Source organism: Mesorhizobium sp. L103C119B0 (genome assembly GCF_000502235.1).
Taxonomy (GTDB): Bacteria; Pseudomonadota; Alphaproteobacteria; order Rhizobiales; family Rhizobiaceae; genus Mesorhizobium.
In genome coordinates, this window is the sequence record NZ_AYXE01000021.1 from 114029 (window position 1) to 136749 (window position 22721).

Sequence of the window (22721 nt, forward strand, 5' to 3'; positions counted from 1 at the left end):
ATGCGCTTTGTTGAGCAGCTGTCGGGCGCTGGCCCATTCGCGCTTAAAGGGGGGCGCTTCGGACACCATCGACAAACGCCAGAACGACCACACACGGAGCAACGCAGTAAACCAGTCTCGCTCTGCGGCCCGTCTTCGTCACAGCGTCGCTTGCGTCGAGATCGACGGTGATGTCCTCATAGCCCAGCACTTCGCCATCAAGCGGGTAGGCGGCCTTGTAGACAGCTTCCTTGGCGGCAAAAAGGATGCGACCGGCAAGATACGGGTCGGTTGCGTCGATCCGGTCAGCGGGGGCTGCAACCAGCGCGAAGATGTCGTCGGGCAGGGGCAAAGCGGGCTCGATATCGATGCCGAGCGAGGCGACGTGGGAGAGCGGCGCGACGGCCGCCACGGCCATCTCGTCGTCGTGAGCCAGCGACCCCGTTACTCCATGAGGCCATACCGGTGCGCCGGAGGAGCCGCGGAGGATAGCGACGTCGTTCAAGCCCATATCCGCCAGCAACTCGTGCGCGATCCACCGCGCCGCGCCACTCGCCCGCCGCATCAGCGGCAGGCGTGACGGGATGGAGTGTGCTTCCTGCGGCAGCAAATGGTTCTCATCGCCTTCGCGGATCGTGCGGCATCCGATCCGAACGCCGGCGGGTGCCATGGCGGCCATCGCCGCCAGCAACTGCGCCGACAGGCTGGCGCCGGCATCGAGCGGGCGCGTCATGGCTGTTCGCCCCGCAGAGCGAGGTCGGCGATCATTTCCCCGTCCTCGTCGGGCCCTTCTTCGACGAAACCGGCAGCGCGATAGAGGCGGCGTGCCGCTTCATTCCCAGGTTCGTAGCAGATCGAAACGTGGCTGATGTGGCCGAGCCGCATGATTTCATCCAGCACTTCGCGCAAAGCGGCCTTGCCGTAGCCTTGGCCCTGATGGACGCGATCGATCATGAAGCGGTAGATTCGCGCCTCGTCGTCGTCCTGCGGCGCCTCGTACATCAGGAAACCGACGACGCGATCCCCTGCCATGACGACGCGCGGCCGAGCGTCCCCGTCGGTTTCGGCTTCGTCCAGCGACTCCGCATTGCTGGCGACGAAATCCATCTGATCCGCAGCCAGTTCCAGAGCCGCGACCAGGGCCCGGTTGGCCGCAGCCAGCGAAACGAGACGGACGTCTGCGCCCATCAAGCCGTTGCCTTGACGCTATCCTCCGGCAGCGGCTCGACGAAGCGATGCAGCTTGGCCGGGTTGCCCCGCCAGATCGAGTTGGGCTCCAGCTCTTCGCCCTTCATCACGAAGGAGTCCGCGTCGACCATCGAGCCTTTGCCCATCACCACGCCGTAGTGGACAAAGGCGGAAGGCCCGAGCGTGCAGCCATCGCAGATGCGGATGAAATCGGACTTGAACGCGCCTTCTTCCAGCGAATGGGCCTGGATCACGCAGCCCTCGTTGAGCGTGACGTCGTCGCCGATCTCGACCAGCGAACGCTCGGTCAAATTGCTGCCGCCGTCATAGACCCGGCTGCCGACCTTGACGCCGAGCAGGCGCAGGATCATCGGCCGGAACGGCGTGCCGGCGAACAGGCGCACGATGGGCGAATCCGCCAGCTTCCAGTGGCGCTCGTGGCGCCAGAAGGCGACGTCGTAGATGGTCGTCATCTGCGGCTTCAAGCCGCGGAAACCAAGACTTGCCCGCTCGACCAGAATGTAGAACGGAATGGTGATCGCCGAGGTCAAGATGACGGCGGCGAACAGCGCCACCTCCGCCCATTCCGTATAGTAGTTCAGCGCCCGGTCCCAGATCGCCAGCGTGACGAACAGCATGACCCATTGCGTTGCCAGGAACAGAAGAATGGTCACCAGGTTGTGGCGGTTCTTGAACGGGATGCGCCGGCGCCGGTCTGCCTCGTCGACGCCCGCGATAAGCTCCTTGTCGCGGTTCACCATGCGCGGGATTTCAAAGGCGGGCGAACCGAGAAGGCCGACATTCTCGCGCAACGGCCCGTCGATGGGGATCATCACCTTGGTGCCGAGCAGGACGTTGTCGCCCGTGCGCCCGTCCGGCGGATAATAGATGTTGTTGCCGAGATAGTTGCGCTCGCCGATGCGCGTCGGCTCGAGCCTGAAGGCCGAGGCGGACTTGTGCATGTTGATCATGAACAGCCCGTCCGACACCATGGTCTCGGTGCCGATCTCGCACAGAAGCGGGTTTTCGTGCTGCTGGTTGGAGCCGAAATTGGAACCGGTCTGCACCACTCTGTTGAGGTTCCAGCCGATGGCGCGCATGTAGTGCACGATCGCCGAGCTGTCGCCGGCCAGGAGCCCGAGCACGCGGGAATTGCTGGCGAATTCGGCGACGGTCTGCAGCCAGTAGCGGAAACCGTAAAGCGTGTAGGTGCGGCCCGGCTTCAAGATCAGGCTCGTCAGGCGCGGCACCAGCGTCGCTGCCAGGAAAGCCGCCGCGATATAGCCGAAAAGCGTGACCGTGGTGCCGATTGCGACAAGGCCGATCGTCTCCTGATAGTCGTCGCCGACATATTCCCAGTAGCTGTGGAACAGGAGCGGCAGCGGGGTGACGAGGCCAAACAGGCCGACCAGCTGCAGCGCTTCATAGAGGAAGCGCCGGACCTGGTAAGGATTGACATTGCGCACCTTGCAATAGTCCGCCGTGGTCGGCACCGCCGGCGATCCATGCCAGTGCTCGCCGTCGGGAATGCTTTGCCCGCGATGCAGCGAGGACGAATGGCCGAGCTGGGCGCCGTTGCCGATCCTGGTGTCGATGTCGAGCGTGGAGCCGACGCCGACGAAGGCATCGCGGCCGATGGTCAGCGGCCCGGTGTGGATATAACCGGACTGGGCCCTGAAGCCGAGGATCATCGATTCCTTGCGCAGGATGGTGTTGGCGCCGATGGAAATAAGATCCGTGCAGACGGGCACGGACTTCGATTCGATGACGGCGTTTTTCCCGAGTTTGGTGCCGAGCAGCTGCAGATAGAGGCTGTAGAGCGGGCTGCCGCGGAACAGCACGACGGGTGCGGTGCGGATCAACGTCTTGACCACCCAGAAGCGGAAGTAGCGCACGCCCCAGATCGGAAACGCCTCGGCCTTCCAGCGGCCGATGAGCACCCATTTCGCCAGGACTGCAAAGCCCGACATGCCGAAGAACACGGCGGCCGAGAGCGCCACGCACCGGATATAGAGCTGCAGCGGATCGTCGAGCGCGTCATACATCCAGTTGAGGCCGTCATTGATCGCCCAGAGGGCCACGTAGCTGTAGAGGCCGTAGAACGAAAGCTGCGCCGCGCCGCAGGTCCAGTAGGCGAAATTCGAGGCCCGGCGGGTGAGGACCGGCTCGTTGGTTGCCGTCGTCATCTCCTCCGCTACCCCCAGATGCAGCGCCAGGCGCGCCACTGTGGGATAGAGATAGATGTCGCGCATCGACGTCGTCGCCCATTCCTTCCTGGTGCGCACGCGCGCGCAGAAATGCGCCATCAGCAAGGAGTTGGCGCCGAGATCGTCGAAGAAGTGATCCTCGACCGACACCGCGCCGAATTTCAGCACCGTGGCCAGCGCTTCCGCCAGGAAACGCTCGTCCTCATTGGCGGGCGGCACCATCGTGCGATCGGCCGAAAGCCGGATGCTCGTCGGCTTCGGCAGCTGGCGCAGGTCTACCTTGTTGGAGACGGTCATCGGGATGGCAGGCAGTTCCTCCAGATAGGCGGGCACCATGTAGTCGGGCAGCCGCCGCTTCATCGTCTGGGCGAGATCCGCACGGGAAACCGCCGCTACGCCGGTTTTAAGCGCGTAATAGGCAACGAGTTCGACGCGGCCGGGCTCGATCTCCCAGGTGGTCACGGCGGCCTGGGCGATCTCGGGCTGGTCGAGCAGCACCGCCTCGATCTCGCCGAGTTCGATGCGATATCCGCGAATCTTCACCTGCGTGTCGATGCGCCCGGCATACTCGATCTCGCCGCTATCGTTGATCCGGCCAAGATCGCCGGTGCGGTAGATGCGCTGCGACGGGTTGTTCGGCAGGCCGACGAAATCGGCGATGAATTTCTGGTCGGTCAGGTCCGGCCGGTTCAGATAACCGACGGCGAGCCCGATGCCGGCAATGCCGATCTCGCCCAGTTCACCGGGCTCGGCAAGTTGCGGCAGCGAAGCGTCGAGAATGACGATCGAGTAAGTCGGCAACGGCGCGCCGATTGTGACGGGACGGTCCGGCGTCAGCGCCCCCATCGTTGCGGTGACGGTCGCCTCGGTCGGCCCGTAGGTGTTGAGGATCTGCCGGCCCGGCTTCGACCAGCGCACCACCAGATTGTGCGGGCAGGCCTCGCCGCCCACCAAAAGCGTGCGCAGGCTGGGAACGTCCGATGTCATCGATGACAACAATGTCGGGCTGCAGGCCATGCAGGTGATGTCATGGAGGCGCAGGAAATCCGCCAGTTCCTCGCCCACCAGCGGCATCTGGCCAGGTGCCGGCACCACCGTCGCGCCGGCGACGAACGGCACCCAGATCTCTTCGGAGGAAAAGTCGAAGGCAATGGTCATGCCCTGATACGCCCGGTCGCCCGGCCGGTAGCCGTAGGAGGCGGCCGCGACGTGTATGAAATTGACGAAGCTCTGGTGCGTGATGACCACGCCCTTGGGCTTGCCAGTGGTGCCCGAGGTATAGAGGATGTAGCAAATGTCGTCGGCCGCCTGCGGCTTCAGCGGCGCGGGCGACTGCGCGGAAATCTCGGCGGCGGCGCTGTCGATCAGCACATGCGGAACGGGCAGTTGACCGGCGCGCGACGCATAGGCGGCGATGGTGACGATCATGCTGACGGCGGCGTCTTCGATGATCAGCGCCATCCGCTCCTGCGGAAACGCGGTGGCCAGCGGCACGAAGGCAGCCCCCGCCTTCATCACCGCCAGCAACGCGACATAGGTTTCCGCCGATCGGTCGAGAATGAGCCCGACCCGGTGGCCCGGCCGCACGCCGTGCTTGATCAGCATGCGGGCGAACTGGTTGGCGCGGCTGTTCAGCTCCTGATAGGTCCACACGCGCCCTTCGGAGATCACCGCCGGCAGTGCGGCAAACGTTACGGCGAGCTGCTCGAACACCGTATCGAGCCGCTCACCCGGCTGCCGGGCAAAGTCGGCGCCCGTCAGGACCTGGCCGTTCCTTGTCGGGCCGCGAGCGATCCGTGCCAGCGCATCGATGCCTGGCAGGCCGCCGATCGGTGTTGCCGCGTCGCTGTCCAGTTCGGCGATATCGTAGTCCATGTCCATACTTTCTCGTCCTCGCCGGGCATCGCCCGGCTGTTCGTGCCGCCGCTGGAGGAGGCACTGCGCCGCCGCTGCGATTTTGTTGGTGGAGGGCTTCCAAAAAGGAAGTGCCCGGAATCCCGACGGGGAAGCTTATGCCACCCGATCTTTTCGCCGGTTTTTCCGAACTGTTGAATTTTGTTTCTGGAGTGTGTCTGGGCGGGGAGCTTGGCCGGCCGCTCGCTGCACCTTGCGGGGGAGGGCTTCAGCGTTGGTGGCAACCCGGAAACAGAATATGAGCGAACCTCATGCGGACGACGCCGGCGAGCTGTCTATCTTGGAGCGCTACGGCGACCCAGCAGCAGAGCGATGCCCAACGCCGGAAGCGTCGCCGCCGCGACGGCCAAGAAGACGAATTGCAGCCCGGTCGACGCGGCGACCAGGCCGAGCGCCGGACTGCCGAAGCCGAGCGCCACGTCGAGGAAGACGGTGTAGAGTCCCATGGCCAGGCCGCGGCTGCGCGACGGAAGACGGCTTACGGCCTCGGCGCCGAGACCGGGATAGACCAGCGAGTAGCCGAGGCCAGTCAGACCCGCTCCGATTGCGGCGACAACAGGCCCGGTCGCAAGCCAGATCAGCATCAGCCCTGCCGCCTCGACCACAACGAAGATCACAGCGACGCGTGCGCCTCCAAGCCTGTCGGGCAGGTGGCCGAAGCACAGCCTTGCCACAATCAGAGACGCAGCATAGGCCGTGAAAGGAAGCCATACCGGCTGCCAGCCCCGCTCGGCGAAGAGCAGGGCGCCGAAGCCCAGAATAGCACCATAGCCGAGGCTGCTGAAAGCAGCTCCGACGCCAGGAAGCCAGACCGCTTTCGCCACGCTCCTCCATGACTGCGGCACGCTGCCCGAGGCGGCGCTGGTGCCGCGCATCGGCAGGATGGCAAGCAGCGTCGCCAGCGGCAGGATGATCGTCGCGAGCGCGATCGCGGTTAAACCGCTCGCCGCATAAAGCGCAGATCCGACCGGCGCCCCCAGCGCGAGCGCCGCAAACATCGCCGTGCCCACCCAGGCTATGACTTTTCCGGAGTTCTGTCCGCCCGCAACGGAGAGGCCCCAGGCGACGCCGCCGGTGATGATGAAGCTCTCGGACGCGCCCAGTACCGCCCGGCCGGCAAACAGCGCCGATGCGGACGCTACCGGGCGGTCGAGCAATGCCAGCGAGCCGAGGTAAAATAACCCGGCCAGGGCAGCGGCAATGAGGCCGACGACGACGGCCCGCTTGCCGCCGCGCCCATCTGCATAGTTGCCAGCGCCGATGCGCGACAGCATCGAGGCGACGAACTGGCTGCCCGTCACCAGTCCCACTGCGAAGGGGCCGAAGCCAAGCTGCTGGTGAAGATGCAGCGGCAAGACGGGTAGCGCCAGGCCGATCAGCAGGAAGCCGGCGAAGACAGCCGCCATGATCGGCACCAGTTCCGCCATGACGCCATTTCGGTCTGACATCCGCGCCATCCTGGTCATCGGCAGCCCAACTGTTCGGATCAGTAGCGTTCGTAGGTTACGCGCCAGCCTTCGGCCGGGTTGTCAGGCGTGAGGACGAGTTTGTTGTCCGAGACCTCGAATTTGCGTTTCATGCTCTTGCCGACAAGGTTGCGGACCAGGGAGGACTCGATGGTGATGACGAAGGTCTTGTCCTGGTCGTTGATGGCGACCGGCCCGTAATAGGCTTCGTAGCCATTCGCCGTGTAAGGCGTGTCCGGCGCCTTGGGATCGGGGTTCTGCGCCTGCACCGAGAGGGTGCCGGCCTCGGTGAAGATGACCTGGCCGGAATAGGACACGGGCTTCAGGTTTCCCTCGGCGCCGGCCTCGAGCGAAATCATGCGCCATGCGCCGATGATCGCGGATTCTTGCGAGAGAGCCGGCGTGGCGACCGAAAGGGCAAGCGCAAGGGCGGCAATCTTTAATCTCATAGTCATATGTCGTTGTTCCTTTTCTGAGTTGTGGGTGCGCACAGGCCGTCCGCCCGATCTTGCTCACACCGAAAGCATGACCTTGATGGCGCGACGCTCGTCCATGGCGCGATAGCCTTCAGCGACCTCGGCCAACGGCAGCTTGAGGTCGAAGACCTTGCCGGGCATGATCCGACCTTGCAGCACACGGTCCATCAGGTCGGGCAGGAAGCGGCGCACCGGCGCCGGGCCGCCCAGCATGCGTTTCTGGCCGAAGAATAGTTTTTGGCCGTCGAAGTTCACGCCGTGCGGCACGCCGACATAGCCGATGGTGCCGCCGGGGCGGGAGCAGGCCAGCGCCTGGTCGAAGGATTCTCCCGTGCCGACGCATTCCAGCACGGAGTCCGCGCCGACGCCCTTGGTGAGTTCCTTGATGAGGGCCACGCCTTCCTCGCCGCGCTCAGCGACGATGTCGGTGGCGCCGAACTCGCGGGCGAGCTTTTGGCGGCTGGCGTGCCGGCTCATGGCGATGATGCGCTCGGCGCCCATCTCCTTGGCCGCAAGCACGCCCATCAGGCCGACCGCACCGTCGCCGACCACCACCACCGTCGATCCTTCGCGGACCTCGGCTGCGTCGGCCGCATACCAGCCGGTGCCGAGCACATCGGACACCGCCAGCAGGTCAGGGATGAGGTCGGCCGGCGGCACCTCGGCGGTGGCGACCAGTGTGCCATCGGCCAAGGGTACGCGAGCGTAAGGCGCCTGCGCGCCCGACATGAACTCGCGCTGCACGCAAGACGACTGGAAGCCGAAGCGGCAATGCGGGCAGGTATTGTCCGAGAGGCAGAATGACCCGACGACGAACTGGCCGGGGCGGACCGTGCGCACCTCTGCGCCGACCTCGACGACGATGCCGCAATATTCGTGGCCCATATGCATCGGCCCCGCGACCGGCTGCAGCCCGCGATAGGGCCACAGGTCCGAGCCGCAGATGCAGCTTGCCGACAGCTTGATGATGGCGTCCGTCGGCCGCATGATTTTCGGATCGGCGATTTCCTCGCAGCGGATGTCGCCCGGTTTGTGAAGAACGGTTGCAAGCATGTTGGTTCCTTTCGAGGGGAGAGATCAGGCGCCGTAGTCGGCGTCGCTGACATGTTCCAGCCAGTCCACGACCTTGCCGTCCTTGACCTCCTGGAGGGCAATGTGGGTCATGGCGGTCCGAGGTGACGCGCCGTGCCAGTGCTTTTCGCCGGGCGCGAACCAGACGACGTCGCCCGGACGGATTTCCTCGACCGGGCCACCCTCGCGCTGAACTCGGCCGAGGCCGGAGACGACGATCAGCGTCTGGCCGAGCGGATGCGTGTGCCAGGCGGTGCGGGCGCCGGGCTCGAAGGTCACCTGTGCGCCTTGAACCCGCTCGGCGTCGAAGGGATTGAAGAGCGGATCGATCCGCACCGTTCCGGTGAACCAGTCAGGCGGTCCCTTGCCGGAAGGCCTGGTGCCGGCGCGAAGAATGTCCATGGTGATCTCCTTTGCGTCCTCAAATGCGCTCGATGCGAAGCGGGAATTTGCCGCGAATGTGCAGGGCCTGCTCGCCCTCGTCGAAGCGGCCAAGCCTGATAAGCCCGGGATGGCGGTAGTCGGCGTAGAACATGGCCAGGTTGCCCCAGGGCATGAAATAGCACAGGTCGTAGGGCTGCTCGTCGGCGAACGGACCGCTTCCCTCCTCGGTCAGCTTGCGCGGCAGATAGGCGATCTTCTCGTTATGGGCGTAATCCTCGATCTCGAGGTCGAGCGGCAGCATGGAGAAGAAGTCGCGCGCCGAGGGATTGTCGTAGAGCGTGGCGGTCATGGTGCGGCCGTTGAAAACCATCCTGATCTTCATGTCGGTGGGCTCCTGGCTGACGGGAGATTGGCCTTCCTGGCTGGCGGCTGTGCGAGGCAGTGCCGCCGCCGCGAGCGCGACGCCGAGCAATGTCCGGCGGCTGAGCGGCGCATGTTCGATCGTCATGGCAAAGACCTCCGGGCCATATGCGCTGCGGCAAGGGCGGCGAGCGCCGATCCGCAGAGCAGCACCGCGCCCAGAGTGAACGGTCCCCACCAGCCGACCGTATCGAAGAGCGTGCCGCCGATCGCGGCGCCCCCGGTGATGGCGAGCTGGATGACGGCTACCTGCAACCCGCCGCCGGCCTCCGCGTCGTTCGGCAACGTTCGGCTGAGCCACGTGCCCCAACCAACCGGCGCGGCCATGCCGAAGAAGCCCCAGGCAACGAGCAGCAGCGCTGTGGGACCCGGGAGTGCACCGAGGGCGATGAGCGCGGCGGCCAGCGCAGCCATGACCAGCGGGATGACGATGAGGATGCTGAACAGACGCGTGCGCAAAAGCCGGCCGACGCACCATGTGCCGAGCACCCCGGCCAGCCCCATCGCCAGCAGGACCGCCGAGAGGGCGGCGATGTCGAGCCGGGTGACGTTCTCGAGGAAGGGCCGCAGATAGGTGAAGAGCGCGAACTGACCCATGAACAGCATCATGATCGACGCCATGCCGGTGGCGACGGGAAGACGGCCGAGCAGCGCCAGCGGATTGCCGGCACGCTTCCGCCGGCGCGGCGGCAGCGCCGGCAGGCTTGTCCACTGCCAGGCCAGCGCCAGGAGGCCAAACGGCACGACGAGGAAGAAAGCGCCGCGCCAGCCGAGATAGGCGCCAAGGAAACTGCCCAGCGGCGCCGCGATGGTGGCCGCAATGGCATTGCCGGCGTTCAGCATGGCGAGACCCTTCGGAACCATGTCTTGCGGCACGAGGCGCATGACGATCGCGGTCGACATCGACCAGAACCCGCCGATCGCGATGCCGAGCAGCGCCCGGCCGACCATGAGCAACGCGTAGTTCGGGGCGAAGGTGACAGCCAGACCGGACACGATGAGGAGGAGGGTGAAGCCGGTCACGACCAGTCGGCGGTCGATGTGGCGCGTGAGGCCGGCGACCAGCAGGCTGGTCACGACGGCGAAAGCGCCCGAAATCGAGATCGCCTGTCCCGCGCGGCCCTCGGTGATGCCGAGATCGGCCGCTAGGGGCGACAGCAGGCTGACCGGCATGAATTCCGATGCGATGAGCACGAAAACACACAGCGCCATCGACAACACCGCGCCCCATGCGGCGCGGTTTTCAACAAGCCTTGTGTCGTATGTGGTTTCCATGATTGGCATCCTGGCAAAGCGACCGGACGGATCAGCCGCCAATCCCCATCGCTGCCAGAAGATATTGCAGGGGAACCCATTTAAGTAGACTAAGCAATCCGCATGGACTTATCTGCTCATGATATGAATGTCCGATGGGAGGTGCCCTATGCAGCGCGATGGCATGAAGGATCTGCTCTGGTTCGTGGCGGTCGCCCGGGAGCGCAGTTTCACCAGGGCGGCGGCAAAGCTCGGAACCTCGCAGTCGACCCTGAGTTCGACAATCAAGGAGCTCGAAGCTCGTCTTGGCGTCCGCCTGCTGACGCGTACGACGCGGAGCGTCTCTCCGACCGAGGCCGGCGAGCGACTTTTCCAATCTCTCGTTCCCCGCTTCGAGGAAATTGAATCCGACCTTGCAAGCCTGGTGGCCTTTCGCGACAAGCCCTCCGGAACGGTCCGCATCACCCTGTCCGACCATGCGCTCCAGACGACCGTCTGGCCGAAGCTCCAGCCCTTGCTCAACGACAATCCCGACGTGCGCGTCGAGCTCTACAGCGACAACGGCATGAAGAACATTGTGGAGGAGCGCTTCGACGCAGGCGTGCGGCTTGGCGAGAGCATCGACCGGGATATGATCGCGGTGCGCATCGGGCCGGATTGGAGGCTCGTGGCCGTGGCTTCGCCGGACTACTTTTCCCGCCATCCGGTTCCGACCGCGCCCCAGGACCTGGTCGATCACGACTGCATCAATATGCGGCAGGCGACGTTCGGCGGACTGTACGCCTGGGAATTCGCCAGGGATGGCCGCGACCTTCGTGTGCGGGTGGAAGGCCAACTCACCTTCAACTCGTCCATTCCCATGATCGAGGCTGCGACAAGCGGTTTCGGGATCGCCTATGTCCCGGAAAACCTCGTCAGCCACCACATCGCCGAGGGACGCCTCAGGCTCGTGCTTGACGACTGGAGTCCGCCATTTGCCGGCTATCACCTCTACTATCCGAGCAGGCGACAGCTCTCCCCTGCGATGGCGGTGATCATCGACGCGCTCCGCCATCGCATCTGACCGCAGGGACTGTTTGGATCATGTAGCTGAGCTTGGTAAATGGCGGGTTCTGCCCTCCAAGGCTCTTCGACTTCGACGCTGCGGAAGGCTGCTTTGCGCCCCATGTCGGCCGTTAAAGTTGACTTGTGCCACCACCTGACGGCGGACATTACCGGCGACCGCGCTTGAGGGCGTAGTTGCGCCTGGAACGGACCTGCCCTCAACCAACTCATTTTCTGGGCATCATATTCAGGGTCAATGCTTCACTCCCTCGTGGCCTGCTGATATTCGAGCCCCAGTCGCGGTTATTTGGGCCACCATCCGATTGACAAGCGCGATATAACGGGGATGAGCGCGGAGCGAGTCGAGGTCGCTATCTTGACGCATCCAAGGCACGCGCAAAACGAGGTAAGCATGTGATGCAGTTAGCTGACGTTCAAGGCAATCGATAGCCTGCTCCGTCTTGCCCAGCTTCGCATAAAAACAGCCTAAGTTGTACTGAACCGGAATGTTGTCTCCGGCGAACATTTCCCCACGAGAGGCCCACGACAGCGCGCGTTCAATCTCGCCAATTTCTGCCAGCATTGCGGCACCGTAACATAGCGCGGTGGCATTGTCGGGATGCGCTTTGACTTCCTTTTCCACTCGCAGCACACCTTGCCTTGCTGCTTCCTTGGCGTCGTCGCTGCGGCCGAGTGAAACATTGACCATCCCTAGATTGGTCCAGACCCGATAGTCATCGGGTGACAACGATACAGCACGCTGGTACAGACCGGCAGCTTTCTCGTATTGACCTTGAATGAAACAATTCCGGCCGTAAGCGAAATAGGTATCGGAAGAGCTAGCGTCTAATTCTAAAGCTCGCTCGAACTCGACTTCCGCCTCGGCATACCGGCCATTTACGAACAAGGCCCCGCCACGTGATGCATGGGCGTCGGCGAGACCTGGCTCAAGTTCCAGCGCCCGTGAGCTGTTGGAAAGGACTGCCTCGAAGCTGGCGTCGGGATCGTTGCAAGTTAACAGAAGCCACTCACAATCAGCCAAAGCGGCATAAGCGCGCGCATAATTTGGGTCAATTTCAACAGCTCTAGCAAACAGTCGCTGCGCTGTTTTGATAAACTTCGTCTCGACTCCCCTGTTGAGGAACGACCTGCCCATCAACAGCGTCTCGTAAGCCTCTGGGTTGTCGGTCGAGCGGTTTGTAATAGTCTCCAGTTCTTCGGGCAACAGCTTCACTTTGAGGACATCGACTATGGTCTTGGAAATCTCGTCCTGCAGTTTGAAGATATCGTCCAGCGTCCGGTCATATCGCTCGGCCCAGGTATGGTCACCGCCAAGACCATTGATTAGCTGAGCCGTGATGCGCACCCGTCCTCCAGCCTTGCGTACGCTTCCCTCCAGGACGTAGGCAACATTCAGCTTCTTCGCCACTTCCTCGATTAATACCGCCTTGCCCTTGAAGGTAAAGACGGTATTACGCGCGACCACGGAGAGCCCGGACACCTTCGAAAGGTCGGTGATAATGTCCTCGGTGATGCCGTCGGAAAAGTACTCCTGCTCAGGATCGCCGCTCATGTTGACAAAGGGCAGAACCGCGATCGATGGTTTATCCGGGAGTTGATGCACCGGTTGCACCGCGTGTTTGCCGGTCCCGCCTGTTCCGGCGCGGTAAACCTGCACCGGCTTTGCGATATTCTTGAGCGCGTGCTCGCCGAGATCGTCGAACGCCAATGTCAGCTTACCGGTGACATGATCGTGCACGGTGGCGGAGACGTAGATGCCCCCGGGCTCAGCCAGACCCTCCAGCCGGGCTGCTACGTTGACACCGTCGCCATAGAGATCGCTGCCCTCTACGATGACGTCGCCCAGATTGATGCCGATACGCAGGACGATGCGGTAGGCCTCGGCCACGCTCTCGTTGGCCCCGGTAAAACCCTTCTGCAGTTCGACGGCGCATTGGACGGCATCAACCGCACTGCCAAATTCCACCAGCACACCGTCGCCCATCACCTTGACCACGCGGCCGTGGTACTGGGCAACCAATGGAACCAGAACATCGCGCCGCCGCGCTTTGAGAGCGGCCAGTGTGCCAGCCTCGTCGTGCTCCATGAGGCGCGAAAAGCCAACGACATCAGCAGCTAGAATCGCGGCAAGGCGGCGTTGGGCTCGAATCTCGGCCATGTGGGTTGAATACTTTCAGAAACCCGGCATCTGGGATTGTATTGGTCATCTGGCCTGGAGTCTATCCGGCCGACTTCCGAGATGGGTCAGAGGGCGTCGATGCATGGCGGCGCCTGAACGTCCGCTTCTCACATTCCAAGCCTCCAAGCCGCAAGTCCGCTTCCGGCCCCAAAAGGCGACATCAGAATATCTGCTCAACAATCACCCTTCTGCGCGACGCGGTCATGAAGAAGAACCTCGTCGATCGCGCGTCTCCACTCCCCACACCCACTTGCCATACCCAAATTCTCATCCTAATCTCCCTCTGAGAAAACCTTTTCCCAAACCCCGCCGCAACCGCCGATGTCCACCTCGACAGGTAACGAGCCGTAAGAGAAAACCTTTTCCCCAATCCGAGACTTATTCCCGACCAATGCCCTCCGACGCTTCGCCACCACCCGCCAAACAACCCATCACCCTGCGTGAAGTCGCGGCGATGGCTGGTGTCAGTGTGGCCACGGCGTCGAAGGCGCTGAACGGGCAGGGGCGGATGACGGCCGAGACGCGGCAGCGCATTCGCGAAACGGCGCAGCGGCTCGGCTTTCGCCCCAACAGCCTGGCGCAGAGCCTGCTGCGGCGCCGCTCCTTTACCGTCGGGCTGTTGACCAACGATACCTATGGCCGCTTTTCGCTGCCGGTCATGTCGGGCATTTCGGATGCGCTGGTCGATGCCGGCGTGTCGGTGTTCATGTGCAATGTCGAGGACGATCCGCGGCTGGCGCAACTGCATGTCGAAGCGATGCTGGACAAGCGCATCGACGGCATCATCGCCAGCGGCAAGCGCATCGACCGCCATTTGCCGGTCGACCTCGCCAATCTCGGCGTGCCAGTGATCTACGCCTTCAGCCAGCCCGATCCCGATGCCGTCGCCTTCGTCTCCGACGATGCCGGCGGGGCGCGGCTGGCGGTCGAGCATTTTTGCCGGCTCGGGCGTCGGCGCATCGCCCATGTCAGCGGTCCCGCCAGTTTTGCCGTGGTGAATGAGCGGGCACAGGCTTTTCGCGATGTGCTGGCCGCCCACGGCCTGCCTGTGAGCGAGCCCTTGCTCGGTTCGTGGTCGGAAGCCTGGGGGCATGAAGCCGTCGGAAAGCTGTTCGACGGCCCAACGCTCTTCAACAAGAAGGGAGAGAAACCCGACGCCGTGTTCTGCGGCAACGACCAGATCGCGCGCGGCGTCATCGATGCGCTGCGCGAGCGCGGCTTAGGCGTGCCTGGCGACGTCGGCGTCATCGGCTTCGACAATTGGGAGATCGTGGCCGAGGCAACCCGCCCGCCGCTGACCTCGGTCGACATGAACCTGGCGGCGCTCGGCCGCGAGGCCGGCCTCACACTGCTTTCGCTCGTCGGCGGCCAACCCGCCGCGCCGGGCATTCGAAAACTGCCGTGCCGGCTGGTGGTGCGTCAGTCATGCGGCCGTCCGCCGGGCGGCTGAGACCAATGCCTGTCGCCCAAAAGTGCGCAGCGGTTTGGGACAACGACATGCATCAAGCAAAGGCCGCGCGGGGAGCGCGGTTACAGGGAGGAGAACTGAACCATGAGGAGGAGAACCATGAAGACCATGATCGCCGGGCTCGCCTTTGCGAGCATTCTGGGCACGCTGGCAACAGCTTTTGCCGCCGACACCGCCAACATCTGGGTTCGCGCCGACGGCTCGAACTTCATGCCCCGCATCGTCGATGCCTTCAACAAGGGCCATGAGAACCAGGTCAAGCTGGACATCATTCCCAATGCCGAGATCATCCCGAAATATGGCGCCGCCGCCGCCGGCGGCACGGCGCCCGACGCGCTGTCGCTCGACCTGATCTACACGCCGTCCTTTGCCGCCGCCGGCCAGCTCGAAGACATTACCGACTGGGCGAAGTCGCTGCCCTATTTCGCCAGCCTGTCGCCGGCGCACGTCAAGACCGGCACCTACAAGGACCACATTTATGGGCTGCCGTTCTCGGCCGACGCCTCGGTGCTGATCTGGAACAAGAAATTGTTCAAGCAGGCGGGGCTCGATCCGGACAAGGGGCCGGCCAACTGGGCCGAGATCGAGGCCGATGCCGAAAAGGTCAACGCGCTCGGCGGCGACATCAAGGGCTTTTATTTCTCCGGCAATTGCGGCGGCTGCAATATCTTCACCTTCACGCCGCTGATCTGGGCCTCGGGCGGCGACATCCTCTCCGAGGACGGCTCGAAGGCGACGCTGGACAGCCCGCAGCTGCGCGGCGCCATCGACCTCTACCGCTCGATGGTCAAGAAGGATCTGGTGCCGGCCGGCGCGCAGACCGACACCGGCGCCAACTTCTTTGCCGCCTTCGCCACCGGCAATATCGGCATTTCGCCGTCCGGCGCCTTCGCCATCGGCGCGCTCAACACCCAGTATCCGGATATCGACTATGGCGTCACCTTCCTGCCGGGCAAGGACAGCGGCTGGTCTTCGTTTGCCGGCGGCGACAATTTCGTCGTCACCAAGGGCACCAAGAAGCTCGCCGTGGTGAAGGAGTTTCTCGACTTCGCCTATTCGCTAGAAGGCCAGACCATCCTGGCCAAATACGGCAGCCTGCCGGTGCGCGGCGACATCGCCAAGGAGGCGCTGAAGGATCTCGATCCGCGCTACCAGATCGCCGCCGAAGCCATGGCCAAGGGCCGCACGCCCTATTCCGTGGTGTTCAACGATTTGATCAACTCGGCCAACGGTCCGTGGACGCAGATGATCAACGAGGTCGTCTTCGGCGACGACGTCGATGGCGCCATCGCCAATGCACAAGAGACCATGCAGTCGATCATCGACCAGGCGCAGAAATAAGGACTGGCCGGCGGCGAGGGCGCATGACGCCCCTGCCGTCGCAGGTCCTGATCCGGCCGCCCGATCGTCTCCCTGGACGGGCGGCCGGCGCTCCTTACCCTCCCACTTGTGGGGAGGGTAAATGACCGCCATCACCACCACCCCGCCACGCGCCAGAAAACTCGTCGGCGCCGGCCGCCGGCAGTGGATCGGCCTGCTCTATGTCGCGCCGGCCGTGGCGCTGGTCGTCGTGTTCTTCATCATTCCGCTCGGCATGACCGCCTGGATGTCGCTGCACAACTGGCCGCTGATGGGCGAGCATTTTTACATCGGTTTCGACAATTACCGGGCGATCCTGCGCGACAACCGTTTTTGGAACGCGCTGAGCTTCACCGCCTACTACACCGTGATCGTCACCATCGTGATCTTCGCCGTCGCCTTTCCGCTGGCGCTGTTCATCGAAAAGCCCAGGCGGCTGACCGGCTTTTACCGGACATCCTTCTTCATGCCGGCGGTCGTCGGCTTCGCCTCGGCCAGCCTGCTGTGGTCGTGGCTGCTCAATGTCGATTCCGGCCTGTTCAGCCCTGCCGCCTACGACCTCGGCCTGACCGCGAAGAAGTTCAACCTGCTGGCGACCTTCCAGCCGGCCTTCTGGTCGATCATCGCCATGGTCGTCTGGAAGGTGGCGGGCTTCACCATGATCATCCTGATGACCGGCCTGCAGTCGATCCCGACCGATCTGCAGGAAGCCGCGATGATCGACGGGGCAGGGCCGTTCGCGCGCTTTCGCGCCATCACCCTGCCGCTGATGCGCCGCACGCTGGCGCTGGCGCTGATCCTGTCGATCGCCGGCTCGATCCTCGCCTTCGACCAGTTCTACATCATCCTGCGCGGCGGCCCGCGCAACCAGACGCTGACCGCCGTCTACTGGATCTTCAACCAGTCCTTCGTCTCGTTCAAGCTCGGCTATGGCGCCGCTTTGTCGATGATCCTGCTGGCCATATTGGTGGCGCTCAGCCTGGTTCAGCTGTGGCTGCTGCGCAAGCCGGAGGGCATCGACTGATGGCGCAGGCAAGAAGCCGCAGCAGCCGCCTCTGGCTCAGGATCGCCGAGCATTCGACCGGCATGATCGCCTCAGTGCTGTTCATCGCGCCGATCGTCTGGGCCGTGCTGTCGACCTTCAAGCCGGCGCAGGAGGCGCGCCAGCCGCCGCTGCCGCCATGGCCGACGACAGGCTTCTCGGTCGAGAACTACCGCACGCTCGACACCTTTGGCGACGGCCTCTGGCTGCCGGCGCAAAACAGCCTCTACGTCGCCTCCATGACGGTGGTCCTGTCGGTGATCGTCAGCGTGCTCGCCGGCTACGGCTTTTCGCGCTTCCGCTTTCCCATGAAGGATGTGCTCTTCATCGTCATCCTGTCGACGATCATGATCCCGTTCCAGTCGATCCTGACGCCGATCTTCCTGGTGCTGACCAAGGTCGGCCTGCACAACACGCTGACCGGGCTGGTCCTGGTCTACGTCACGCTGCAATTGCCGTTCTCGATCTTCATGATGCGCAACGCCTTCGACGCGGTGCCGCGCGAGATCGAGGAGGCCGCGCGCATGGACGGCGCCAACAACGTCACCATGCTGCTCAAGGTGATGCTGCCGCTGGTCTGGCCGGGCATCGTCACCATCGCGCTGTTTGCCTTCCTCGGCGCCTGGAACGAATTCCTGGCCGCCCTGGTGCTGATGACCGACCAGTCCAAATTCACGCTGCCGATCATGATGACCGCACTTCAGTCGGGCCGCTTCGGCGCCATCGACTGGGGCGCCGTGCAGGCGGGCGTCACAGTGATGATGGTGCCGTGCCTGGTGCTCTTCCTGTTGCTGCAGCGCTTCTACATCCGCGGCCTGATGGCCGGCGCGGTGAAATGACCCGCCGTGAATGACCAATATCCAACGGAGTGACACGATGACCGTTCAACCATCCGCCAAGCCCGGCAAACTCGCCTTCCGCCCACTGCCGGTGCCGCAGGTCGATGTCCGCGGCTTCTGGGGCAACCGTGTCGATGCCGTGGCGTCGCGCACCGCCGACATCCTCTACGAGCGCTGCGTCGAGGCGCGCATGCTGGAGCAGATCGACCCGGACCGGCCCTCGCCGGGCGTCGTCATTCCGTTCCATTCGCCGTCGCCCGACGAGGCTGCCAGCCCCGGCTTCACCGGCTCGACGGTGACGACGCAGATGTTCTGGGACTCCGATTGGGGCAAGACCATCGAGACCGCGGCCTATTCGCTCTACCGGCGCAAGAACGCGGCGCTCGAGACGAAGATCGATGCCGTCATCGACCTCTACGGCAGACTGCAGCAGGAAGACGGTTATCTCTCCAGCTGGTACCAGCGCATCCAGCCCGGCAAGCGCTGGACCAATCTGCGCGATTGCCACGAGCTCTATTGCGCCGGCCATCTGATCGAAGGCGCGGTCGCCTACTACCAGGCCACCGGCAAGCGCAAGCTGCTGGATATCATGTGCCGCTACGTCGACCATATCGCCGACACCTTCGGTCCGGAGCCGGGCAAGAAGAAGGGCTATTGCGGCCATGAGGAGATCGAGCTGGCGCTGGTCAAGCTGGCGCGGGCGACCGGCGAGCAGAAATACATGGACCTGGCCAGGTATTTCATCGACCAGCGCGGGCAACAGCCGCATTATTTCGACGAGGAGGCGCGTGCGCGCGGCGCCGACCCGAAGGCCTATCATTTCAAGACTTATGAGTACAACCAGTCGCACAAGCCGGTGCGCGAGCAGGACAAGGTCGTCGGCCATGCGGTCAGGGCGATGTACCTCTATTCCGGCATGGCCGACATCGCCACCGAATATGGCGACGACACGCTCAGGGTAGCGCTCGACCGTCTGTGGAACGATCTCACCACCAAGAACCTCTATGTCACCGGCGGCCTCGGGCCATCGGCGCACAATGAGGGCTTTACCAGCGACTACGACCTGCCCAACGAAACCGCCTATGCCGAGACCTGTGCCTCGGTCGGCCTCGTGTTCTGGGCCAGTCGCATGCTCGGCATGGGTCCCAACGCCCGCTACGCCGACATGATGGAGCGGGCACTCTACAACGGCTCGATCTCCGGCCTGTCGCTCGACGGCTCGCTGTTCTTCTACGAGAACCCGCTGGAGAGCCGGGGCAGGCACAATCGCTGGAAATGGCATCGCTGCCCCTGTTGCCCGCCGAATATCGGCCGCATGGTCGCCTCCATCGGCAGCTATTTCTACAGCCTGTCGGACGACGCGCTGGCCGTTCATCTCTACGGCGACAGCACCGCGCGCTTCGACATATCGAACCGGGCGGTCAGTCTGATTCAGACCAGCAATTATCCCTGGGATGGCGCGGTCTCGATCCGGATCGAAGCCGACGCTCCGGTGGAATTCACCTTGCACCTGCGCGTCCCGTCCTGGTGCGGCAAGGCGGCGCTCAAGATCAACGGCGCCGCCGTCGATCTGGACGGCATCACCAGCGACGGCTATGCCGCGATCCGGCGCGAGTGGCGCCAGGGCGACCGGGTCGAACTCGATCTCGAAATGTCGATCGCCCGTCTGTTCGCCAATCCGGAGGTGCGTCAGGACATCGGCCGCGTCGCACTTGCGCGCGGTCCGCTGATCTATTGCGTCGAGGAGACCGACAATGCCGGCCAGTTGCATCGGATCGCTCTGCCGCGAACGGCAACAATCGAGGCGCATGCCGAGCCGAACCTGCTCGGCGGCATCGTCACGCTTTCGGCACTTGCCAGCAAGGAAGCCCAGGAAAACTGGGAAACCGGGCTCTATCGCACCGATCCGCCGACGGTGAGCGAAACGAAAATCACCGCCGTCCCGTACTTTGCCTGGGACAACCGTGAACCCGGTGAGATGCTGGTCTGGCTGCGGGACGGATGAGTTACAGGCTGACGAACGCCGTCAGCGGCAAATGATCCGACGCAACCCGCGACAGCGGCGTATCATGAGCTTCCACCGACGAGACCATGCCGTGCCGGTTGGCCATGATCCGGTCGAGCGCCAGCACCGGCAGGCCTGAGGGAAAAGTCGGCACCGCCGCCGGCGTGAAACCAAAGGTGGCGTGCAGCGTCTTGAGCGCCGAGCGGTTGCCCAGCCGCCATTCGTTGAGGTCGCCGAGCAGCAAGGTCGGCCTTTCATCCTGGTTGCTCATGATGTCGAGCACGACGCGGGCCTGCTCCGAACGCGAGCGGCGCAACAGGCCGAGATGCGCGGCGATGACGCGCAGAGTGCGCGTTTCGTCGAGGTCGATCTCGGCAACCAGCGCGCCGCGGGGCTCCAGTCCCGGAAGCTTGATCTGATGGACGTCGCGCACCGTGCCGCGCTTGAACAAAAGCACATTGCCGCGCCAGCCATGGCCCTTGCCGCTTCCGGAAACCGGCACCGGCACAAGCCCGGTTTCGTGTTCGATCCGGGCAAGATCGAGCAGCCCGGCGCGATCGCCGAAGCGGTTGTCGGCCTCCTGCAGCGCGATGACGTCGGGGCCGATCTCGCGGATGACGCGGGCGGTGCGTTCGGGGTCGAACCTGCGGTCGGTGCCGATGCATTTGTGGACGTTGTAAGAGGCGACCACCATCTGGGCGCCTTCAATGTGCTTGCGCGGCGTCGCGTTCGCCTTGCGCGCTTTCCTGCCGCGGATCGACAGGAGCACTGTTTCAGGAAGGCTGCGTCCGTTTATGTCCATAGGCCTGCTATTCGATGTCCTGATTCTTTGTTCTATGCATATCGTTCTCTCACAACCGGGACCACTTCGAGGCGGTATGCATTAGAGATAGGGCGATCCCAGCCATAACAACCGGTCAAAAACCCGGATGAGAAATGGCCGCGCTTTCAAGGTTGCGAGTGTGACGGGTTTGGCGGAAGCGATTGCCGCTCCGATGCGCCCTTCGATCTCGGCGGCAAAGCCGGTATCCAGCACCTCCAGGTCGATTTCGAAATTCAGCCGCAGCGACCGGGCGTCGAGGTTGGAAGAGCCGACATAGGCCCAGACGCCATCGACCGACAACAGCTTCGAATGGTCGAATGACCCTTCATGACGCCAGACGCGGCAATAGTGCTTCAGCACCTGGTCGTACTGCGCCGTCATGGCGCGGCCGACCAGGAAGAGATTGTTGACCGCGGGCACGACGATGTCGATCTCGACGCCGCGCCGGGCAGCCGTGACCAGCGCGCTGACAAATTCCCGGTCCGGCAGGAAATAGGGCGACATGATGCGGATCGATTTGCGGGCGACGGAAAATGCCCCCGTCAGCAATTTGTGGTTGGTTTCGATGCTGGCGTCCGGCCCCGACGCCACCGCCCGCATCAGGATCGGCTGACCGGGAGGCGGCGAGGGCTTTGCCACGTGCCAGACCTCGTCCTTGAGGGCCTCGTTGCCGGCAAAACGCCAGTCCTCGGCGGCAACCGCGAACAGGTCGGCCACGACCGGCCCCGTGACCTGGAAATGCGTATCCGCCGAGCTGGCAGTGCCAGCGAATTCAGCCGAGAACCCCTTGCGGATGTTCATGCCTCCGGTGAATGCCACCGCGCCGTCGACGATCAGGATTTTCCTGTGCGTCCTCAAATTCGCATAGGGAAGTCTCAGGCCCATGACGATGTTGCCGTTGAACAGATCGACGGTGACGCCGGCTTCCCGGAGTGTCCCAAGAATGCTGGGCACGGAATAGCGCACGCCCACCGCATCGATCAGCACGCGAACCGTCACACCGCGCCGGACCGCTCCGGCCAGCGATCCGACAAAACGTCGTCCGATCTCGTCATTGTCGAAGATGTAGGTCTCGAGCAGAATGCTGCGCTGTGCACTGTCTATCGCCCGGCACATTGCTGCGTAAGCTTCGTCGCCGGTCCTGAGGATCGTGATCGCGTTTGCCGACGTCAGTGCGCGCCGCGCCACCCTGTCGCCTAGCGTCTTCAGGCCGGCAAAGCGCTGGCCGAATTCGGCTGAAATGAGTGCTTCGAGCGCAATGTCGTGGTCGTGTTTGGCTGTCTCGGCTTCACCGGCGACGGGCCGCATGGCGCTGATGGTGGCGCGGCGGATGCGGTTGATGCCGGCAATGGCATAGATGATCGCGCCAAGGAACGGCGACAAGATCATCACGCCGACCCAGCCGGTGGCGGCGCGCACGTCTTCCTTGGTCATGATTGCGTGGACGATGCCGATGGCGGCCATCAGCATCGGAATGATCACAAGGATCAGAGGCCAGTAGGTCACAAAGGTCTGCCACATCGGCAGGACTATCGAGCCAGCGGCCGCAGAAGGCAATGCAACGGATCAACCAGGACGGAGG

Annotated in this window: 18 protein-coding genes; 6 read left to right on the forward strand and 12 right to left on the reverse strand. The window is 63.7% G+C overall.

Features of this window, described 5'->3' with window-relative positions:
* Positions 1-43: 43 nt before the first annotated feature.
* The 9 genes from X728_RS140485 to X728_RS140445 form a co-directional block, all read right to left on the reverse strand.
* On the reverse strand, positions 44-712 hold the full coding sequence (locus tag X728_RS140485) for a 4'-phosphopantetheinyl transferase superfamily protein (protein ID WP_023832847.1): 669 nt from the start codon (positions 710-712) through the stop codon (positions 44-46).
* Entirely contained in the window at positions 709-1167 is a 459-nt protein-coding gene (locus X728_RS140480) for a GNAT family N-acetyltransferase (protein ID WP_023832848.1), read from the reverse strand. The genes X728_RS140485 and X728_RS140480 overlap by 4 nt, the downstream gene beginning before the upstream one ends.
* On the reverse strand, positions 1167-5255 hold the full coding sequence (locus X728_RS140475; RefSeq protein ID WP_023832849.1) for a Pls/PosA family non-ribosomal peptide synthetase: 4089 nt from the start codon (positions 5253-5255) through the stop codon (positions 1167-1169). Before X728_RS140475 ends, X728_RS140480 begins: the two co-directional genes overlap by 1 nt.
* 308 nt (positions 5256-5563) lie before the next feature.
* Positions 5564-6754, reverse strand: a complete 1191-nt coding sequence (locus X728_RS140470) for an arabinose transporter (protein ID WP_155924034.1) — start codon at positions 6752-6754, stop codon at positions 5564-5566.
* A 20-nt stretch (positions 6755-6774) separates the two neighbouring features.
* Positions 6775-7209, reverse strand: coding sequence for a lipocalin-like domain-containing protein (locus X728_RS140465; protein ID WP_245266214.1), 435 nt, complete (start codon positions 7207-7209; stop codon positions 6775-6777).
* A gap of 57 nt (positions 7210-7266) precedes the next feature.
* On the reverse strand, positions 7267-8283 hold the full coding sequence (locus tag X728_RS140460) for a zinc-dependent alcohol dehydrogenase family protein (protein ID WP_023682961.1): 1017 nt from the start codon (positions 8281-8283) through the stop codon (positions 7267-7269).
* Between the two features lie 24 nt (positions 8284-8307).
* Positions 8308-8703, reverse strand: coding sequence for a cupin domain-containing protein (locus X728_RS140455; protein WP_023697679.1), 396 nt, complete (start codon positions 8701-8703; stop codon positions 8308-8310).
* Between the two features lie 19 nt (positions 8704-8722).
* Complete coding sequence (locus tag X728_RS140450) at positions 8723-9193, reverse strand: cyclophilin-like fold protein (protein ID WP_023697678.1); 471 nt, start codon at positions 9191-9193, stop codon at positions 8723-8725.
* Positions 9190-10380: an MFS transporter gene (locus X728_RS140445; protein WP_031195983.1), complete on the reverse strand. Its 1191-nt coding sequence runs from the start codon at positions 10378-10380 to the stop codon at positions 9190-9192. Before X728_RS140445 ends, X728_RS140450 begins: the two co-directional genes overlap by 4 nt.
* A gap of 148 nt (positions 10381-10528) precedes the next feature.
* Here X728_RS140445 and X728_RS140440 point away from each other — a divergent pair, with 148 nt between their 5' ends.
* Complete coding sequence (locus X728_RS140440; RefSeq protein WP_023700616.1) at positions 10529-11422, forward strand: LysR family transcriptional regulator; 894 nt, start codon at positions 10529-10531, stop codon at positions 11420-11422.
* A 234-nt stretch (positions 11423-11656) separates the two neighbouring features.
* Here X728_RS140440 and X728_RS140435 read toward each other — a convergent pair whose 3' ends face one another.
* Positions 11657-13582 (reverse strand): adenylate/guanylate cyclase domain-containing protein, encoded by a 1926-nt coding sequence (locus X728_RS140435; RefSeq protein ID WP_023832851.1) that lies wholly within the window; start codon positions 13580-13582, stop codon positions 11657-11659.
* 412 nt (positions 13583-13994) lie between these two features.
* Here X728_RS140435 and X728_RS140430 point away from each other — a divergent pair, with 412 nt between their 5' ends.
* From X728_RS140430 to X728_RS140410, 5 genes are all read left to right on the forward strand, one after another.
* Positions 13995-15053: a LacI family DNA-binding transcriptional regulator gene (locus tag X728_RS140430; RefSeq protein ID WP_023832852.1), complete on the forward strand. Its 1059-nt coding sequence runs from the start codon at positions 13995-13997 to the stop codon at positions 15051-15053.
* Positions 15054-15170: 117 nt separating this feature from the next.
* Complete coding sequence (locus X728_RS140425) at positions 15171-16412, forward strand: sugar ABC transporter substrate-binding protein (protein ID WP_023724832.1); 1242 nt, start codon at positions 15171-15173, stop codon at positions 16410-16412.
* 121 nt (positions 16413-16533) lie between these two features.
* Positions 16534-17454, forward strand: a complete 921-nt coding sequence (locus X728_RS140420; RefSeq protein ID WP_023832853.1) for a sugar ABC transporter permease — start codon at positions 16534-16536, stop codon at positions 17452-17454.
* Positions 17454-18311, forward strand: a complete 858-nt coding sequence (locus tag X728_RS140415) for a carbohydrate ABC transporter permease (protein WP_023832854.1) — start codon at positions 17454-17456, stop codon at positions 18309-18311. Before X728_RS140420 ends, X728_RS140415 begins: the two co-directional genes overlap by 1 nt.
* A 37-nt stretch (positions 18312-18348) precedes the next feature.
* Positions 18349-20316, forward strand: coding sequence for a glycoside hydrolase family 127 protein (locus X728_RS140410; RefSeq protein WP_023832855.1), 1968 nt, complete (start codon positions 18349-18351; stop codon positions 20314-20316).
* Position 20317: 1 nt separating this feature from the next.
* Here the strand turns inward: X728_RS140410 and X728_RS140405 are convergent, their stop codons facing one another.
* Both X728_RS140405 and X728_RS140400 read right to left on the reverse strand, forming a co-directional pair.
* The gene (locus X728_RS140405; protein ID WP_023671569.1) at positions 20318-21118 is read right to left on the reverse strand and encodes an endonuclease/exonuclease/phosphatase family protein; all 801 of its coding nucleotides are present in this window, start codon (positions 21116-21118) and stop codon (positions 20318-20320) included.
* 81 nt (positions 21119-21199) lie between these two features.
* On the reverse strand, positions 21200-22660 hold the full coding sequence (locus X728_RS140400; RefSeq protein WP_023832856.1) for a phospholipase D-like domain-containing protein: 1461 nt from the start codon (positions 22658-22660) through the stop codon (positions 21200-21202).
* Between the last annotated feature and the right edge of the window lie 61 nt (positions 22661-22721).

Excerpts from the sequence above, each read along its gene's own strand:
- X728_RS140485 (WP_023832847.1), bottom strand. The coding sequence starts at position 712 with ATGACGCGCCCGCTCGATGCCGGCGCCAGCCTGTCGGCGCAGTTGCTG.
- X728_RS140480 (WP_023832848.1), bottom strand. The coding sequence starts at position 1,167 with ATGGGCGCAGACGTCCGTCTCGTTTCGCTGGCTGCGGCCAACCGGGCC.
- X728_RS140475 (WP_023832849.1), bottom strand. The coding sequence starts at position 5,255 with ATGGACATGGACTACGATATCGCCGAACTGGACAGCGACGCGGCAACA.
- X728_RS140470 (WP_155924034.1), bottom strand. The coding sequence starts at position 6,754 with ATGACCAGGATGGCGCGGATGTCAGACCGAAATGGCGTCATGGCGGAA.
- X728_RS140465 (WP_245266214.1), bottom strand. The coding sequence starts at position 7,209 with ATGACTATGAGATTAAAGATTGCCGCCCTTGCGCTTGCCCTTTCGGTC.
- X728_RS140460 (WP_023682961.1), bottom strand. The coding sequence starts at position 8,283 with ATGCTTGCAACCGTTCTTCACAAACCGGGCGACATCCGCTGCGAGGAA.
- X728_RS140455 (WP_023697679.1), bottom strand. The coding sequence starts at position 8,703 with ATGGACATTCTTCGCGCCGGCACCAGGCCTTCCGGCAAGGGACCGCCT.
- X728_RS140450 (WP_023697678.1), bottom strand. The coding sequence starts at position 9,193 with ATGACGATCGAACATGCGCCGCTCAGCCGCCGGACATTGCTCGGCGTC.
- X728_RS140445 (WP_031195983.1), bottom strand. The coding sequence starts at position 10,380 with ATGGAAACCACATACGACACAAGGCTTGTTGAAAACCGCGCCGCATGG.
- X728_RS140440 (WP_023700616.1), top strand. The coding sequence starts at position 10,529 with ATGCAGCGCGATGGCATGAAGGATCTGCTCTGGTTCGTGGCGGTCGCC.
- X728_RS140435 (WP_023832851.1), bottom strand. The coding sequence starts at position 13,582 with ATGGCCGAGATTCGAGCCCAACGCCGCCTTGCCGCGATTCTAGCTGCT.
- X728_RS140430 (WP_023832852.1), top strand. The coding sequence starts at position 13,995 with ATGCCCTCCGACGCTTCGCCACCACCCGCCAAACAACCCATCACCCTG.
- X728_RS140425 (WP_023724832.1), top strand. The coding sequence starts at position 15,171 with ATGAAGACCATGATCGCCGGGCTCGCCTTTGCGAGCATTCTGGGCACG.
- X728_RS140420 (WP_023832853.1), top strand. The coding sequence starts at position 16,534 with ATGACCGCCATCACCACCACCCCGCCACGCGCCAGAAAACTCGTCGGC.
- X728_RS140415 (WP_023832854.1), top strand. The coding sequence starts at position 17,454 with ATGGCGCAGGCAAGAAGCCGCAGCAGCCGCCTCTGGCTCAGGATCGCC.
- X728_RS140410 (WP_023832855.1), top strand. The coding sequence starts at position 18,349 with ATGACCGTTCAACCATCCGCCAAGCCCGGCAAACTCGCCTTCCGCCCA.
- X728_RS140405 (WP_023671569.1), bottom strand. The coding sequence starts at position 21,118 with ATGGACATAAACGGACGCAGCCTTCCTGAAACAGTGCTCCTGTCGATC.
- X728_RS140400 (WP_023832856.1), bottom strand. The coding sequence starts at position 22,660 with ATGTGGCAGACCTTTGTGACCTACTGGCCTCTGATCCTTGTGATCATT.